General features: G+C 30.3%; 12 protein-coding genes, 1 tRNA gene and 1 riboswitch. Of the genes, 7 read left to right on the top strand and 6 right to left on the bottom strand.

What is annotated here, in order from left to right; genetic code table 11:
• The first annotated feature begins 63 nt into the window (after positions 1 to 63).
• Positions 64 to 1608 carry a cell wall-binding repeat-containing protein gene (locus tag H2684_RS01290; RefSeq protein ID WP_182087544.1) on the top strand — a complete coding sequence of 515 codons (1545 nt, stop codon included), beginning with the start codon at positions 64 to 66 and terminating at the stop codon, positions 1606 to 1608.
• 198 nt (positions 1609 to 1806) lie between these two features.
• Entirely contained in the window at positions 1807 to 2778 is a 972-nt protein-coding gene (gene cbiM, locus H2684_RS01285) for a cobalt transporter CbiM (protein ID WP_182087543.1), read from the top strand.
• A gap of 5 nt (positions 2779 to 2783) precedes the next feature.
• Here the strand turns inward: cbiM and H2684_RS01280 are convergent, their stop codons facing one another.
• Positions 2784 to 3941, bottom strand: coding sequence for an aminotransferase class V-fold PLP-dependent enzyme (locus H2684_RS01280; protein WP_182087542.1), 1158 nt, complete (start codon positions 3939 to 3941; stop codon positions 2784 to 2786).
• A 279-nt stretch (positions 3942 to 4220) separates the two neighbouring features.
• Between H2684_RS01280 and thrC the strand changes: the two genes are divergently transcribed.
• The 4 genes from thrC (at position 4221) to pepT (ending at position 11823) form a co-directional block, all read left to right on the top strand.
• Entirely contained in the window at positions 4221 to 5717 is a 1497-nt protein-coding gene (gene thrC, locus H2684_RS01275) for a threonine synthase (protein WP_182087541.1), read from the top strand.
• A gap of 84 nt (positions 5718 to 5801) precedes the next feature.
• The gene (locus tag H2684_RS01270; protein ID WP_182087540.1) at positions 5802 to 6881 is read left to right on the top strand and encodes a sensor domain-containing diguanylate cyclase; all 1080 of its coding nucleotides are present in this window, start codon (positions 5802 to 5804) and stop codon (positions 6879 to 6881) included.
• 13 nt (positions 6882 to 6894) lie between these two features.
• Positions 6895 to 10572 (top strand): helicase-exonuclease AddAB subunit AddA, encoded by a 3678-nt coding sequence (addA, locus tag H2684_RS01265; protein WP_182087539.1) that lies wholly within the window; start codon positions 6895 to 6897, stop codon positions 10570 to 10572.
• A gap of 24 nt (positions 10573 to 10596) precedes the next feature.
• Positions 10597 to 11823, top strand: a complete 1227-nt coding sequence (pepT, locus tag H2684_RS01260) for a peptidase T (RefSeq protein ID WP_182087538.1) — start codon at positions 10597 to 10599, stop codon at positions 11821 to 11823.
• Between the two features lie 291 nt (positions 11824 to 12114).
• Here pepT and thiE read toward each other — a convergent pair whose 3' ends face one another.
• The 3 genes from thiE to H2684_RS01245 form a co-directional block, all read right to left on the bottom strand.
• The gene (thiE, locus tag H2684_RS01255; RefSeq protein ID WP_182087537.1) at positions 12115 to 12729 is read right to left on the bottom strand and encodes a thiamine phosphate synthase; all 615 of its coding nucleotides are present in this window, start codon (positions 12727 to 12729) and stop codon (positions 12115 to 12117) included.
• Positions 12720 to 13526 (bottom strand): hydroxyethylthiazole kinase, encoded by an 807-nt coding sequence (thiM, locus tag H2684_RS01250; RefSeq protein WP_182087536.1) that lies wholly within the window; start codon positions 13524 to 13526, stop codon positions 12720 to 12722. Before thiM ends, thiE begins: the two co-directional genes overlap by 10 nt.
• Before the next feature lie 144 nt (positions 13527 to 13670).
• Positions 13671 to 13772: riboswitch (TPP riboswitch) on the bottom strand.
• A 154-nt stretch (positions 13773 to 13926) separates the two neighbouring features.
• Positions 13927 to 14011: transfer RNA gene (locus H2684_RS01245), tRNA-Leu, on the bottom strand.
• 311 nt (positions 14012 to 14322) lie between these two features.
• Between H2684_RS01245 and H2684_RS01240 the strand changes: the two genes are divergently transcribed.
• Positions 14323 to 14877 carry an MEDS domain-containing protein gene (locus H2684_RS01240; RefSeq protein WP_182087535.1) on the top strand — a complete coding sequence of 185 codons (555 nt, stop codon included), beginning with the start codon at positions 14323 to 14325 and terminating at the stop codon, positions 14875 to 14877.
• 57 nt (positions 14878 to 14934) lie between these two features.
• Here H2684_RS01240 and H2684_RS01235 read toward each other — a convergent pair whose 3' ends face one another.
• Positions 14935 to 15936 carry a GGGtGRT protein gene (locus H2684_RS01235; RefSeq protein WP_182087534.1) on the bottom strand — a complete coding sequence of 334 codons (1002 nt, stop codon included), beginning with the start codon at positions 15934 to 15936 and terminating at the stop codon, positions 14935 to 14937.
• Between the two features lie 22 nt (positions 15937 to 15958).
• A complete protein-coding gene (locus tag H2684_RS01230; RefSeq protein WP_182087533.1) occupies positions 15959 to 16651 on the bottom strand; it encodes a hypothetical protein in 693 nt (230 codons plus the stop codon).
• Between the last annotated feature and the right edge of the window lie 117 nt (positions 16652 to 16768).

The following is a 16768-nucleotide window of genomic DNA, read 5'->3' as shown; positions in this document are numbered from 1 at the left end:
ATATATGTAGATAAGGGTAATTTGTATATAAAATTTAAGGCGGGAGGTAACAAAAGTATAATAATGAATGTAAAAAGGAGAATTATAATTGGACTATTTGCAATTTTATGTGGAGTTTTCATATTTAATTTTAAGGCATATGCTAAAACTCCAGATATAATAAGATATGGAGGAGAAGATAGATATGATACCTCTGTAGAAGTTTCTAAAAATAGTTTTACAAGTTCTGAAAATGTGATAATAGCGTCAGGAGAAGATTTTGCAGATGCACTTTCCTCTGCACCTCTTGCAGGAAAATACAATGCACCTATAATTATAACCGAGAAGGATAAACTTAGTTATAATGCCATTTCTGAAATAAAAAGACTTGGTGCAAAAGAGGCAACAATAGTTGGTGGATCAGGTGTTGTATCAGATAACGTAAAATCACAGTTAGAAGAAATTGGAATAAATGTAACTAGACTGTGGGGAAAGGATAGATATGCAACAAGTGTTGAAATAGCAAAAAAGGTAGGCACTGATAATGGTATAGCTGTAGCCTCAGGAAATAACTTTGCAGATGCGCTTTCTATAGCTCCTATTGCAGGAGCAAAGCAAATTCCAATAATACTTGTGGGATCAAATGGAATGTCAGAGTCTGTAAGAGAGTTTGTAGATGAAAATAAAACAGAAAATTATTATGTCATTGGAGGAAAGGGAGTTATATCAGATGCTACTTCTGATTACCTTGGAAATTACATAAGGTTGTCAGGAAACAATAGGTATGAAACAAATACTGCTGTAATAGAGAAATTTTTAAATATGGGCTACATAAATATGAATACAGTTTACATTGCAAGTGGTGCACAGTTCCCAGATGCTCTTTCAGCATCTGCAGCTGCAGCTAATAGCAATTCTCCTATTGTACTTGCAAACCCATATAGCATAACTCAACAGACTATAATAAAATCAAATATATCATCAGTATCTTCAGTAAAAGTAATAGGTGGACAAGGAGCAGTTAGCGATGTATTGGCAAGAAATGTTATAAACGGCAAGTCTATAACTGTTACATTAGATCCAGGACATGGAGGTTATGATTCTGGAGCAGTAGGTCCAAGTGGTACATTGGAGAAAAACATAACTCTTGCTATAACTTTAAAAATAGGGAAAATACTCAGTCAAAATGGTATAAATGTTGTATACACTAGAACGAGTGATAATGTTTCTTGGCCTGCAAATGTAAGTGAGGATTTGCAAAAAAGATGTGATATATCAGATGAGGCAAATTCAGATTACTTTGTTGCAATTCATACAAATAGTGCAGAGGCTAGTTCAGCACAGGGAACTGAAAGCTATTACTATAGTTCGAGTAAAGATGGGAAGGAACTTGCAGAATATATACAAAGTTCTCTTGTAGATAAGATTGGCACTATAGACAGGGGAATTAAAACTGCAAATTATTATGTAATTAAGTATACAGAAGCTCCGGCAGTTTTAGTAGAAGTTGGATTTATAAGTAATCCTACAGAGGAAAAACTTTTAAATAGTAGTGATTTTCAAACTAAAGCTGCAGAAGGCATAGCTAATGGAATTATGGAGAAAATCAATAAGGATAATCAAAGTTAATGGAAATTAAAGGTGTAGTATAATATAGTATTAAAATGAAACTTTAATTTATAAGATTATCAAAATGAAACAAATACTGTATCATTTTGATAATCTATTTTTTTATATGTAGGAAAATCAGATATTGAAAATATGGTATGAATTTTGCTTTTATTATTTTTATGATTATAAATTATAGTTTTAATTAGGAGGGGTTTTATGCATATTCCAGATAATTATCTAAGTCCATCTACATGTGGTATTATGTTTACAGCTATGGTTCCCATTTGGATAAGGGTTTCTAAAAAAGTGAAAAAACAAATAAGTAAAAGAAAACTTCCAATAATTGGCGTATGTGCAGCATTTTCATTTCTCATAATGATGTTTAATGTTCCAATACCAGGAGGAACAACAGGACATGCAGTAGGAGCTGTACTTGCAGCAATACTACTTGGACCTTATGCAGCTACAATATGTGTAACAACAGCACTTCTAATTCAGGCGCTTTTCTTTGGAGATGGAGGCATACTTGCCTTTGGTGCCAATGCTTTTAATATGGCATTTTTAATGCCTTTTGTTGGATATACAGTTTACAAATTTATAAAGTTAAGATTTAAAGGTAGAAAATCTGAATATGTAGCAGCTTTTATAGGTGCTTATGTAGGTATTGTAGTTGGGGCATTTGCAGCAGGTATAGAATTTGGTATACAGCCTATGCTCTTTAAAGATGTAAGTGGAAGGGCTCTTTATTGTCCTTATGGACTTAAAGTATCAATACCAGCTATGGTGCTTCCTCATCTTTTAATTGGATTTATAGAAGGTACTATTACTGCTGCTGTCCTTGCATATGTGAAAAAGCTTTCTCCAGGTATAATTTATAAAGATAAAGTATCTAGGGAAAGGCCAATTTATTTACTTTTAATTGCACTTATAGTATTAACCCCTGTGGGATTATTAGCTCAAGGAACTGCATGGGGTGAGTGGAATGCAGAAGAGCTGAAAAACATTATTGGATACATTCCAAAAGCTTTTCAGCATGGATTAAGTTATAATGCAGTAGCAGCAGATTATTCAATATCTGGAACAAATGAAGTGGTAGGATATATTATATCTGCTCTTGGAGGAGTGGCAATTATACTTATAGTGTTCAAGCTTCTGTTATCTATTAAAAGTAAGGAAAATAAGTATTAGTTTATTTAATTTGTTGATCTATTGTTTTGGATTTCAAAAAGTGCTTCTACAAGTTTGTCTATATCATTCTTTGTGTTAAAATATCCGATTCCTATTCTTACAGTTCCAGTATTATAAGTTCCTATTACTTTGTGTGCAGTAGGAGCACAGTGAAATCCAACTCTTACCATTATATTATACCTTTTGTCTAATTCAAATCCTATTTCATCACAGGGAATATCTTTTATATTAAATGAGATAACTCCAACTATCTTATTTGCATCTTTAGGACCGTATATATTTATATTTGGCACTTTTTCAAGTTTATCTAAGGCGTAACTTGTGAGCATAGTTTCCTTTTCTCTGATTTTAGATATACCTATACTATTTATATAATTTATTCCCTCTAAAAGTCCACATATTCCCACCACGTTAAGGGTTCCGGCTTCAAATTTATTTGGCATGTTTTCTGGTTGATAAGGATATTTTGAATCAACTCCTGTTCCACCGGATTTTAATGGATTTATTTTTACATTGCTATTTATTAAAAGTCCACCTGTACCAGTTGGACCAAAAAGGCTTTTATGACCAGTAAATGCTAAAAGATCTATATTATCTTTTTGTATGTCTATTGGATATGCTCCAGCTGTTTGAGCGCTATCTACAAGAAAAGGTATATTATGTTTTCTTGCAATCTTTCCAATTTCAGATATTGGTTGTAGAGTTCCTATTACATTTGATGCATATGTAAATACGATTAATTTAGTGTTAGGTTTTATCAATTCTTCCAACTTTCTTGTATCTGTTATCCCATATCTATTGCATGGAACTTTGGATACCTCTATATTTTGTGTTTTCTTTAATATATTTAAAGGTCTTGTTACAGAATTATGCTCTAGACTGCTTGTAATTACATGATCTCCATATTTTAAAATACCCTTTATTGCTAAGTTAAGTGATTCGGTTATGTTGTGTGTAAATATTACATTTTCTGGTCTGTCAAAATTAAAAAGTCTGCATAGACTTTTTCTGCAGTTATATACTAATTTGTCAGATTCAATCTCAGATGCATAGGCTCCTCTTCCTGCTGTGGCTCCTATGTGTTTCATAAAATAATACATCTTATCTATTACAGAGTTTGGTTTAGGATATGATGTTGCTGCGTTATCTAAGTATGTACCCAAATTTTTTACCTCCTGTGTGTTCATATAAGTTATAATTATAAGAAATAGTTTACTACTATTTTATTATTTATACTATGTAAAATTAAAAATTGATTTGAATATAAATTGTAATAAAATCAAGTTAAAATTGTTTATGTTAATATTTTACACTATGAAATTTATATAGTATACTAAAGGTATATGAATATTTTCAACCTAAATTTTATTTTGAACTTACATCTCGCTATGGTATTATATATTAAATAGAATTTTTATACTATAGGTTGGAGAGTGATAAAGTTGAGTAAAATTTGTTATAATAGTACAAGGGGGCTTAAAGAAAAAGTATCTGCAACTTCTGGAATTTTAAAAGGTATAGCGAGAGATGGAGGGCTTTTTGTACCAGATAGGATACCTTTTATAGGAAATAATTTAAAAGAGTGTTTGAATAAAGATTATAAGGAATTAGCTGGATATATTATAGGTAAGTTTTTTACAGATATAAGTGAAGATGAACTTATTAACTGTATAAATTTAGCATATGATAATAAATTTGACTCCAAAAGTGTAGTGGAAATTAAAAAGACAGAAGAAGCTTTTTTTATGGAATTGTACCATGGACCTACATTGGCATTTAAGGATATGGCACTTTGTCTTCTTCCATATCTAATGAAGGTTTCTGCAAAGAAGCAAAATTTAGATAAAGAGATAGTTATACTCACTGCAACTTCAGGAGATACTGGAAAAGCGGCACTTCAAGGATTTGCAGATGTTGAAGGTACAAAGATAGTTGTATTTTTCCCAAAAGATGGAGTAAGCAAAATACAAAAAAAGCAGATGATTACACAGATTGGTAAAAATGTTAAAGTAATTGGTATAGAAGGAAATTTTGATGATGCTCAAAGTGAAGTGAAAAGGATATTTAACGACACTAAATTAAGACAAGAACTTGATGAAAATGGATATATGTTTTCTTCAGCAAATTCTATAAACATAGGTAGATTAATTCCACAGATTGTATATTACTTTTATGGATATATGGAGCTTGTAAGAAGAAATGAAATAACTTTTGGAGATAAAATAAATTTCGATGTTCCAACTGGAAACTTTGGAAATATACTTGCAGCATATTATGCAAAGAAGATGGGACTTCCTATAGGAAAACTTATATGTGCTTCAAATGAAAATAAAGTTTTATTTGATTTTTTCTCTACTGGAACATATGATAAAATGCGAGAATTCATTGTGACTATATCTCCATCAATGGATATACTTGTATCAAGTAATCTTGAAAGACTTATATATGATTTAAGTTCTGGAGATACAGATATGGTGAAAAGTTTAATGGAGAATTTGGAAACAACAGGTAAATATAATATAAATAAAGATATAAAAAACAAGTTAGGCATGTTTTATGGAGGATTTGCAACTGAAGATGAAACAGTTGATTCCATAAGGAGTAATTTTAAAGAGTATAATTATTTAATTGATACCCATACTGCAGTGGCACATGCAGTTTATCGTAAATATGTTAAATGTACTGGAGATAAAACTAAAACTATAATAGCTTCAACTGCAAGTCCATTTAAGTTTACGAAATCTGTAATGATGGCACTTAATGACAAGTATAAAGATTATGATGATATGGAACTTGTAAATATCATGAGTGAAATTTCTGGGCTAAATATTCCATATGCAATAGAGAGATTAAGATATGATGATATTTTGCATAAAACTACATGTAAACAGCAGGAAATGAAACATGAAATTGAAAAGTTTCTCTTGTCTAAAAATTAAAAAGGCTTGTTAATTATAATTATATGAGTTTGATTACATACTTTTACTAAATGCCTACTAGTGTTTTAATAGGGGAGAAGTTTTATGGTTATGTCGTTATTGGAAAAGTATAATAAATTAAAAAAAGAATATGAAGATTACCAGAAAATGGCTGAAAAAACTATGCAAGAACAGAGTGTAAAGATTACAGAACTTGATAGAAAGTTAGATATGATGTCATTAATTGTGGAGATAAGCCAATATGTAAATAAATATCTTAGAAATGGGGAAATAGTTTCTACTATAAATGATATAATGATTGGAATTTTAGGAGTAACTTACTCTAGCGTATATTTAGTTGAGAATGGGGAATTGAAGTTAAAGGTATCCAATTTGAAAGATACAAGCCATCATGTTAGTATACATGAATTTAATTCCGGAAATATTGATAAGTTAAAAACACATTTAATAAATTCAAAGTGCAATATATATAAGGGAAAAGAGAATTTAGAAATCCATTCTCTTATATATATTCCAATATACTTAAACGATGATCTCCTTGGAGCCATTGTAGTTGAGCATAAGTTATATAATTATTTAAGTAATGAACATATAAAGTTGCTAACAACAATAAGTAATCAGATTGCTATGAGTATAGAGAATAACAGGCTCTATAATAAAATACGGGAAAACTCTGAAAGGGATTCTTTGACTAAACTATTTAGTAGAAGTTACTTCTTTTCAATAATAAATAAAAAAGTAAAGGATTCAAAAAGAGGATTCGCCATTGTAATGATAGATATAGATAACTTTAAAAAATGTAATGACACTTTTGGACATCAATATGGAGATGAAGTACTTAGAACAGTAGGAAGTATAATTAAAAAAAATATCAGAAGTTATGATATCGCTGCAAGATATGGTGGCGAGGAAATTATAATTTATATGTATGATATTAATTCAAAGATTGATGTTTATAATAGAATGTGTGATATAAAGGACAAAATAAAAAATACACCCATAAGCTATGGAAAAATATCTTCTCATGTTACAGTATCCGTAGGCGTAAGTATATCTGTTAAAGGCAGTAATAAAGAAGATGAAAATGTAGAAAAACTTATAAGAGAAGCTGATATGAATTTGTATAAGGCAAAAAATTCAGGAAAAGATAAAGTAGTTTGTTAAAAGGTGATAAAATATGACAAAGTGGACAGATGAACAAAGAGAAGCAATATATACAGAAACTGGTAATATCTTGGTGGCAGCAGGAGCTGGAGCTGGAAAAACTGCAGTACTTGTAAATAGAATAGTCAGAAAGATAATTGATAAAAATTCACAGGTAGATATAGATAAACTTCTTGTTGTAACCTATACTAATGCAGCGGCATCTGAGATGAAAGAAAGAATAGGGAATGAAATCCAAAAGAGTTTAGAGGAAAACTTTCAATCAAAAAATCTTCAGAAACAGCTTACTCTTTTGAATCAATCAAATATAATGACAATGCATTCTTTTTGTCTAAAAGTTATAAAAGAAAATTTTCAGGTAATTGATCTTGATCCTAATTTTAGAGTGGCAAATAGTGAAGAAAGTATTTTACTTAAGCAAGAATCAATTTCTGAAGTTTTTGAAGAGAGATACAACAATGAAGATGAGAATTTTCTATTACTAGTTGATTCTTTTGGAGATAAAGATGACTCCAAGGTAAAAGATATAGTTATGGACTTATATGAATTTGTTCAAAGTCTACCTTGGCCAAAAAAATGGCTCTATGATGCTTCAGAGAATTTTAATTTAAAAAATGATTTTGACTTTGCTACTTCAAAATGGGCAGATATTATTATTTTGGACTTAAAGAAGGAAATAAAGAGATTAATACATAAGCTTAAGGTTTCTATTGAATTGATGAATTCATGTGGAGGTTTTGAAGCTTATATAGATGTGTTTCTTTCTGATATATCTAAATTTGAGGATTTACTTAAGTTAAATTTATGGAATGAGATAAACTCTTCACTTGAAGAGTTTAAATTTTTAAAACTTCCTTCACTAAAAAATGAAAATTGTAATGAAAATGTAAAGAAAAAAGTTGTAAAAACTAGAAATGGTGTAAAAAAAGCAGTTAAAGATATACAAGAAAACATACTGAGTCATACTAAAAATATAGATAAGAGTATAAAACATATGTATCCTATTATAAAGTGTCTTACTAATGTTGTAAATGATTTTGAAGATAGGTATTCTCAGAAGAAAAGGGAAAAAGATATTGTAGATTTTAATGATATAGAACACTTTTGTCTTAAAATATTGACGAAGAAAAATAAAAAAGGGGAAATTATTCCATCTGATATTGCGCTTTATTATAGAGATTTTTTTGAAGAGATATTAATAGATGAATATCAAGATATAAACTCAGTTCAGGAAGTCATAATAAATATGATAAGTAAAAAAAGTGATTTTTCTGATGTATTTATGGTTGGAGATGTGAAACAGAGCATATATAGGTTTAGACAGGCAAAACCGGAGCTGTTTCTTAAAAAATATAAGAGCTATTCAGATGAAAAGAAATCAAAGAATAGAAGAATAAAATTATTTAAAAATTTTAGAAGTAGGTCAAATATAATAGACAGTGTTAACTACTTATTTAGCCAGGTAATGTGCAGCCAGGTTGGGGAGCTTGATTATAATGAGGAAGAAGAGCTTAAAAGTGAAGCTATGTATCCGGAATTTGATAAGTCAACATTTAAAAATGATTGTATAGAGCTTAATTTAATAGATAAATTAAGTGAAGAGAAAGATGAAAGTGAAGAAAATCTAGATAATATCCAAATAGAGGCAAGGCTTGTCGCAAATAAAATAAATGAACTTATTAATTCATCTAAATATGTTTATGATAAAGATTTGGATAGCTATAGAAATATAACTTATAAAGACATAGTAGTTCTTATGCGATCTACAAAAAATTGGGCACCATATTTTGTAGAACAGTTTAATAATTTTGGGATACCAGTTTTTGCAGATACTTCAACAGGATATTTTGAAACAATTGAAATAAAGACAATAATGAGTCTACTTCAAATAATAGATAATCCAATTCAAGATATACCTCTACTTGCTGTACTTCGTTCACCTATAGAATACTTTTCACCAGAAGAGCTTATAGATATAAGAATTGTAAATAGAAATGTACCATTTTATGAAGCATTATGTGCCTGCATATCAAATGAATCTGAGTTGTATTCTACTGATCATATAGATAATGAGCTTAAAAATAAAATATCTAAATTCATATCAAGACTTAACACCTGGAGAAAAAAGGTAGTACATATGCCTATGGATGAATTTTTATGGTATTTATATATGGATACGGGTTATTATGGATTTGTCGGAGCTATGCCTGGAGGCACGCAAAGGCAGGCTAATTTAAGGATGCTTTTTCAAAAAGCTGAAGAGTATGAAAAAAGTAGTTATAAGGGACTTTTTAATTTTATAAATTTTATAAATAAACTCAAAGTTACAAGTGGAGATATGGGAAGTGCTAAAATATTAGGTGAAAATGAAGATGTAGTTAGAATAATGAGCATACATAAAAGTAAAGGTCTTGAGTTTCCAGTTGTAATACTTGCTGGAGCAGGGAAAAATTTTAATTTAACTGATATGAATAAACAAATACTTTACAATGAGGAATTGGGAATTGGACCTGACTATATAGATTGCAACAGGAGAATAAAGTATCCAACTATTATAAAACGGATATTTAGAAATAGGACTAAAATGGAAACTTTGTCTGAGGAGATGAGAATATTATACGTTGCATTTACAAGGGCAAAGGAGAAGCTCATTATAACAGGTATGGTGAAGGATCTAAGTAAAACTTGTAAAAAGTGGTGTGAAGAAGGTATTGCAGAGGGAAGAAAAGTTCCTGAATATGCTCTTTTAGAGGCTAAAAGTTATTTAGATTGGATTGGATTTGCACTAGCAAGGCATAAAGATGGAGAAATTATAAGGAAAGCTTCACCTGAAAGTCATATAAATCAATCTCAGTTTTTCAATCTTTCAAAATGGAATATAGTATTTTGGAATAGAGATGACTTATCTAAATTATCAGATGAAAGGGATAAGTATGATTTTATAACGGAAATTAAAGCTAGATCTTTAAATGAAGATAGGAGTAAATACTTTGATGAGATAAATAGAAGATTTAACTGGAAATACAAGTATTATGATGCAGTAAAAATACCAGCTAAATTTTCTGTATCGGAGTTAAAACGGAAATTTTCACCTATAGATGATGAGGATGCTGCAAAGTCAATTGATATAATAAATGTAAAAAAGCCTAACTTTATTAAAGAAAATAAAACTATTTCTGCTGCAGATAGAGGAACAATTATGCATCTTGCCATGCAGCATATTGATATACAAAATACTGATTCTAAAGATAGCATAAAAGATCAGATAAAAAACCTTGTAACAAAAGAGTTTATTACTGAAAAAGAGAGTAGAGTTATTTCTATAAATAAAATATTTAAATTTTTTAACTCCGAGTTAGGAAAGAGAATGAAAAAATCAAATCAAGTTCACAGAGAAGTGCCTTTTTATATAGAAGTGTACAGTGGAGATATATATGATAATCTTCCTGATCATGTAGCTAGTGAAAAGATACTTTTACAGGGAATAATTGATTGTTACTTTGAAGAGGACGATGGGATTGTTATTCTAGATTATAAGACGGATTATGTAGAGGATATTGAAGAGATTAAAGAAAAATATAAAATACAAATAAAATACTATTCCAAGGCACTTGAAAAAATAACAGGTATGAGAGTAAAGGAAAAATATCTTTATTTATTTAATAAGAATGTATCTGTAAAAGTAGAATAATTTACATTAAAAGGAGGAGTCAAATTGGAAAAAGTTACAGATAAGTTTTTAAGGTATGTGAAATTTGATACGCAGTCTAGTGAAGAGTCAAATACATCACCAACAACTGAAAAACAGCTCAAATTAGCAGAAGAGCTTGTAAAAGAATTAAGAGAAATGGGAATAGATAATGCATGCTGTGATGAAAACGGCTATGTAATGGGATCTTTAGCTTCAAATATTGATAAAGAGGTACCTGCTGTAGGTTTTATATCTCATATGGATACAAGTCCTGAAATCTCAGGTAAAGATGTTAATCCACAAATAGTTGAAAATTATGATGGAAATGATATTGTGTTAAATAAGGAAAATAACATAGTTTTAAAAACTGAAGATTTTCCAGAAATAAAAAAATACAAAGGCAAGACTTTAATAACTACAGATGGGAATACATTGCTTGGAGCAGATGATAAAGCTGGTGTTTCAGAAATAATGACGGCTATAGAATATATTATAAATCATCCTGAGATAAAACATGGTGATGTAAAGATAGGATTTACTCCAGATGAGGAAGTAGGAAAAGGTGCAGATAATTTTAATGTTGAAAAATTTGGTGCTAAATTTGCATACACTATAGATGGTGGAGAAATAGGAGAACTTGAATATGAAAATTTCAATGCAGCTAGTGCAAAAATTAAAATATTAGGTAGAAGTGTACACCCTGGTTCTGCAAAGGATAAAATGATAAATTCCATGCTTGTAGCAAATGAATTTATGAGTATGTTTCCAAAGAATGAAACACCTGAAACTACAGAAGGATATGAAGGGTTTTATCATCTTATTTCAATAAATGGTGGAATTGAAGAAACAAATTTAGATTACATAATAAGGGATTTTGACAGTGATAATTTCAAAAAAAGAAAAGATTTTATTAAAAATTGCGGCGAAGTTATTAAAAAGAAATATGGAAATAATATTATAGAGATTAATATAAATGATCAGTACAATAATATGAAAGAGAAGATAGAGCCAGTTAAGTATATAGTAGATATGGCTAAAAAAGCTATATCTATGGCGGATGTAGAGCCAAAGGTATTGCCTATAAGAGGTGGAACAGATGGTGCAAGGCTTTCTTTTATGGGTCTTCCTACTCCAAATATATTTACTGGAGGTTCAAATTTCCATGGAAGATATGAGTTTATTCCTGTGTTTGCCATGGAAAAGGCAGTTGAAGTTATAGTGAATATAGTAAAATTAACGGCACAATTATAATAATATTATTTATAGATAAAAGTTTTAACATCTATGGGGATAGATGAATATATTAAAACATGACTAATTTTATATTTATGGAATAATAGTATGCTATGAGGCATAGTATATTAAAGTTAGTATAAAAAATGATATATGTTTGTTATGAAAGGGGAGTTTAAATTGGAAAATAAATTTGTATTAACTAAAGATGTAATAGAAGAGTGTCTAAAGGGAAGTTTTGAAGATAAAAATTTAGATGATGATGAAAAAAAGAGATCTGTCAGTGAGAGATGACAGACCTCTCTATTATCAATTTATTTTGAGGTTTCTTGCGGCTTTTGTTATATTGTCTTTTCCAAGTATAGCCGAAATAACTGATATTCCATCAACTCCAGTTGAAAGTACATCTTTGAAATTATTTTGGTTTATTCCTCCAATGGCAACTGCAGGTATGTTTATACTACTATATATCTTTTGCAGGCCATCTATTCCTATAGGCATATCTATGTCTTTCTTTGTTCCAGTATTAAATATCGTTCCTATTCCTAAATAATCTGCACCACCTTTTTGGGCAGATATAGCTTCTTCAACGTTTCCAACGGATATGCCTATTATTTTATCTTTTCCAAGTATTTTTCTAGCTTCATAGAGAGGCATATCACTTTGCCCTAAATGGACACCATCTGCATTGATTGCCTGAGCTATATCAAGTCTGTCATTTATAATTAAGGGAACTTTGTATTTAGATGTAACGCTTCTAACTTCAAGTGCAATTTTATAAAATTCTCTTGTAGTTGCAGTCTTTTCTCTTATTTGAACTAGAGTTACGCCACCTATAATTGCTTCCTCTACAGCTTGTTTTAAGGGCTTATCTCTTATAAATCTCCTATCTGTTACAAGGTATAAACTATAATCTATTTCCATAATACTTTTCCACCTTTTTTCAATTTTTCTTCAGTTAGTTCATATATTGAGTCAATTAATTTCACTCTAAAGCTTCCAGGTGACTTTGCGAATTTAAAGGCTTCTTCTCCAGCTATGTTCATGGAAAGAACTGCACACACAGTTGATATAAACTTATCTTTTTCTACTCCAGCTGTTGCAGCACATAAGGCTCCAAGCATACAACCTGCACCAGTTACTTTTGTAAGCATACTTGTACCATTCTTTATTATGGCACTGCGTTTACCATCTGTTATAAAGTCTTCTACTCCTGTAGCTGCTACAGTACAGTTGTATTTATTTGCAACAATAAGGCAGCTTTCCAGTGCACTTGTTGTGTTATCTAGGGAATCTACTCCTTTTACATTTGAAGGTTTTCCTGCCAGAAAATTTATTTCACCTATATTTCCTTTTATGATGTCAATTTTTCCAACTTCCATTATTCTCTTTATTACACTTAGTCTTTTTGGGATAGCAGGAGAGCCAACAGGATCCAATATTACTGGTATATTGTGTATTTTAGCAGATTCTGCTGCAAGTATTATTGAGGATTCTTGTTCTCTGTTTAGTGTTCCTAAATTTATATAAAGTGCATTTGAAATCTTTGCAAAATCGAATACCTCGTCGTAGGCTTCACACATTGCAGGTGAGGCTCCATAAGAGAGTAGTATGTTTGCACAGTCATTTACTGTGACATAGTTTGTAATGCAGTGTACTAGAGGAGATGATTGTCTTACTTTTGTAAGTATATCTGAAGTTTTTTCTAAATTTGAATTCATAGGTTTGAATTCCTCCTTTTTATTTATGCATGATTTTTAATTTTTAATCATAGTAAATTAGGTTCATAATAAACATAATAAAATAAAAATAAAGGTATGCTGATTTAAATAAACAACATACCTTAAATTCTTAAAGATTAAATTTCTAAAGAATAGTATGTTTCCTACGCCAGCTTTATCTGGATCAGGTTCAAAGGGTTGAACATAAGTCCTCTCAGCTTTAAAAAAGCACCCCTACAAAATATATTCTTCTTTATGTCCAATTTTACTACATATAAATAAGTTTGTAAATGAAATATAGATAGGTTTCAATAAATTTAATAAATTTTAGTGAACTTTTTCTATAGAGTTTAAAATGTAATAAAAAACTAGAGATGAAGCAAAACTTCAACTCTAGTTTTGGTGCCGATGGTCGGATTCGAACCGACACGCCCGAAGACACTTGATTTTGAGTCAAGCAAGTCTGCCAATTCCATCACATCGGCATATAAAATACGCTATTTACAAGTAACTAACGACATAAACTATAATATCATATAGGATATTTTGAGTCAAGAGAAAATTTTATATTTTATGAGAATATGATAAATATATGTATTTTATTGATTTTTATATGGAAATTAATGGTACATTATAGTATAATATTTATTATAAGTATAAAAGATGGATTTAATATATAAAAATTGAGAAGAAAGATATATAATATATATAAATAACAAAAAATAAATAATATTAGAAGGAGTATTTGAATATTAATAGAATATAAATAATAAATTTAATTGTGAGGATAATAATTATGAAAATTAAGGATATTTTTGGGTTTCATTCTGCATTTTATTACTTTGGATACAATCATCTATGTATAAATATGAATAATTATATAAATTCAGGATTAAAAGGTGGAGAATTTGTTATTTTACTTATAGGAGATAATTTATATAATTATATTAAAAATGGCACAAATATAAATGATAAGAACAGTATGTGTATTCAAAATTTTAATAAAATAGTTGATTTATACAAGTCATTAGGCAGAGATGGAATTCAAAGAATATTAAATCAGTATCAATGTAAAGCTATTAAAAGTGGATATAGTGGACTTAGATTTATAATAGATGTAAGTAATTTTATATCTATGACATCAAAAAATGATTTCTTAGATGTTGACTTTAGTATTACAAGCATTATAGCAAATAGTAAATCTTCTGTTATATGTGCATATGATTTTGAGGACTATGTAAATAGAAAGAAGTTTATTGATGATGAAATTATTGAAAAGTCATATCAAATGCATCCTTACAGATTATATATGGGAAAAGTTGTGCCATTAGCACAATTATGTACAGTTTAATAATAAAAAAGGAGTTCTATAAGTAAATATAGGACTCCTTTTATTATGTTTAAACTATTATTTATTCATTGCTTCTTCTACTGCAACTGCAACTGCAACAGATGCACCTACCATTGGATTATTTCCCATACCGATAAGTCCCATCATTTCTACATGAGCTGGAACTGATGAAGATCCTGCAAATTGAGCGTCTGAATGCATTCTTCCCATGGTATCAGTCATTCCATAAGAAGCAGGGCCTGCTGCCATATTGTCTGGATGAAGAGTTCTACCTGTGCCACCACCAGATGCAACTGAGAAGTACTTCTTTCCCTGTTCAATACATTCTTTTTTATATGTTCCTGCAACTGGATGTTGAAATCTTGTTGGATTAGTAGAATTTCCTGTTATTGATACGTCAACGCCTTCCTTGTGCATTATAGCAACACCTTCTCTAACGTCATCAGCACCATAACATCTTACTTTTGCTCTTTCTCCATCTGAGTATGCAGTTTCTTTTACTATGTTTAATTTTCCTGTATGGTAGTCAAATTTTGTTTGAACATAAGTAAAACCATTTATTCTTGAAATTATAAAAGCGGCATCTTTTCCAAGTCCGTTTAATATAACTCTCAATGGCTCTTTTCTTACTTTATTTGCTGAATTAGCAAGGCCTATTGCACCTTCAGCAGCAGCGAAAGATTCATGACCGGCAAGAAATGCAAAGCATTTAGTTTCTTCTCTTAAAAGCATTGATGCAAGATTTCCATGACCAAGTCCTACTTTTCTTTCATCTGCAACAGAACCAGGAATACAAAATGATTGTAAACCCTCTCCAATAGCTTTTGCAGCATCTGAAGCCTTTGTGCAGCCTTTTTTTATAGCTATTGCAGCACCTACAGTATATGCCCAACAAGCATTTTCAAAACAGATAGGTTGAACATTTTTAACTATTTTATAAGCGTCTACACCTTTTTCATCGCAAACTGCCTTAGCTTCCTCTATTGAATTCATACCATATTTTTTAAGTACAGGTATGATTTGATCTATTCTTCTTTCATAACCTTCAAATAATGCCATAACAATCTTCTCCTCCTATACTCTATTCTTGTCTTGGATCTATAATTTTTGCAGCTTCGTCATATCTTCCATAAGTACCTGTAGCTTTTTTCATTGCATCTTTAGGATCCATACCGTCTTTTATGAAATCCATCATTTTTCCAAGGTTTATAAATTCGTAGCCTATTACTTCGTTATTTTTATCAAGAGCTATATGGTTTACATATCCTTCTGCCATTTCAAGGTATCTTGTTCCTTTTTTATTTGTACCATACATAGTACCAACTTGGCTTCTAAGACCTTTTCCCAAGTCTTCAAGTCCTGCTCCTATTGGAAGTCCACCTTCTGAAAATGCAGTCTGGGATCTTCCGTATACTATTTGTAAAAATAATTCTCTCATAGCAACATTTATAGCATCACATACTAAGTCAGTATTTAAAGCTTCAAGTATAGTTTTACCAGGAAGTATTTCAGATGCCATGGCAGCTGAGTGAGTCATTCCAGAACATCCTATAGTTTCAACTAAAGCTTCTTGAATAACACCGTCTTTAACATTTAAGGTTAATTTACATGCTCCCTGCTGAGGTGCACACCAACCTACACCATGAGTTAATCCTGATATATCTTTTATTTCCTTAGCTTGTACCCATTTTCCTTCTTCTGGAATTGGAGCTGGCCCGTGATTTGGCCCTTTAGCTACGCAGCACATTCTGTCTACTTCTGTTGAATAAATCATATTTTATCTCCCTTTCTTGATTTATAATTATTTTATAAATAATTTGCATATAACCTAATAGTTATCCCGCTGGGACTAAAATAATCCCAATATAGGTATAAACATTTAGTAACCACG

It is taken from the genome of Clostridium sp. cel8 (genome assembly GCF_014050525.1).
Taxonomy (GTDB): Bacteria; Bacillota; Clostridia; order Clostridiales; family Clostridiaceae; genus Clostridium_B.
Note: the sequence above shows the minus strand (reverse complement) of the source record. Positions and strands in the feature narration are given on the sequence as shown.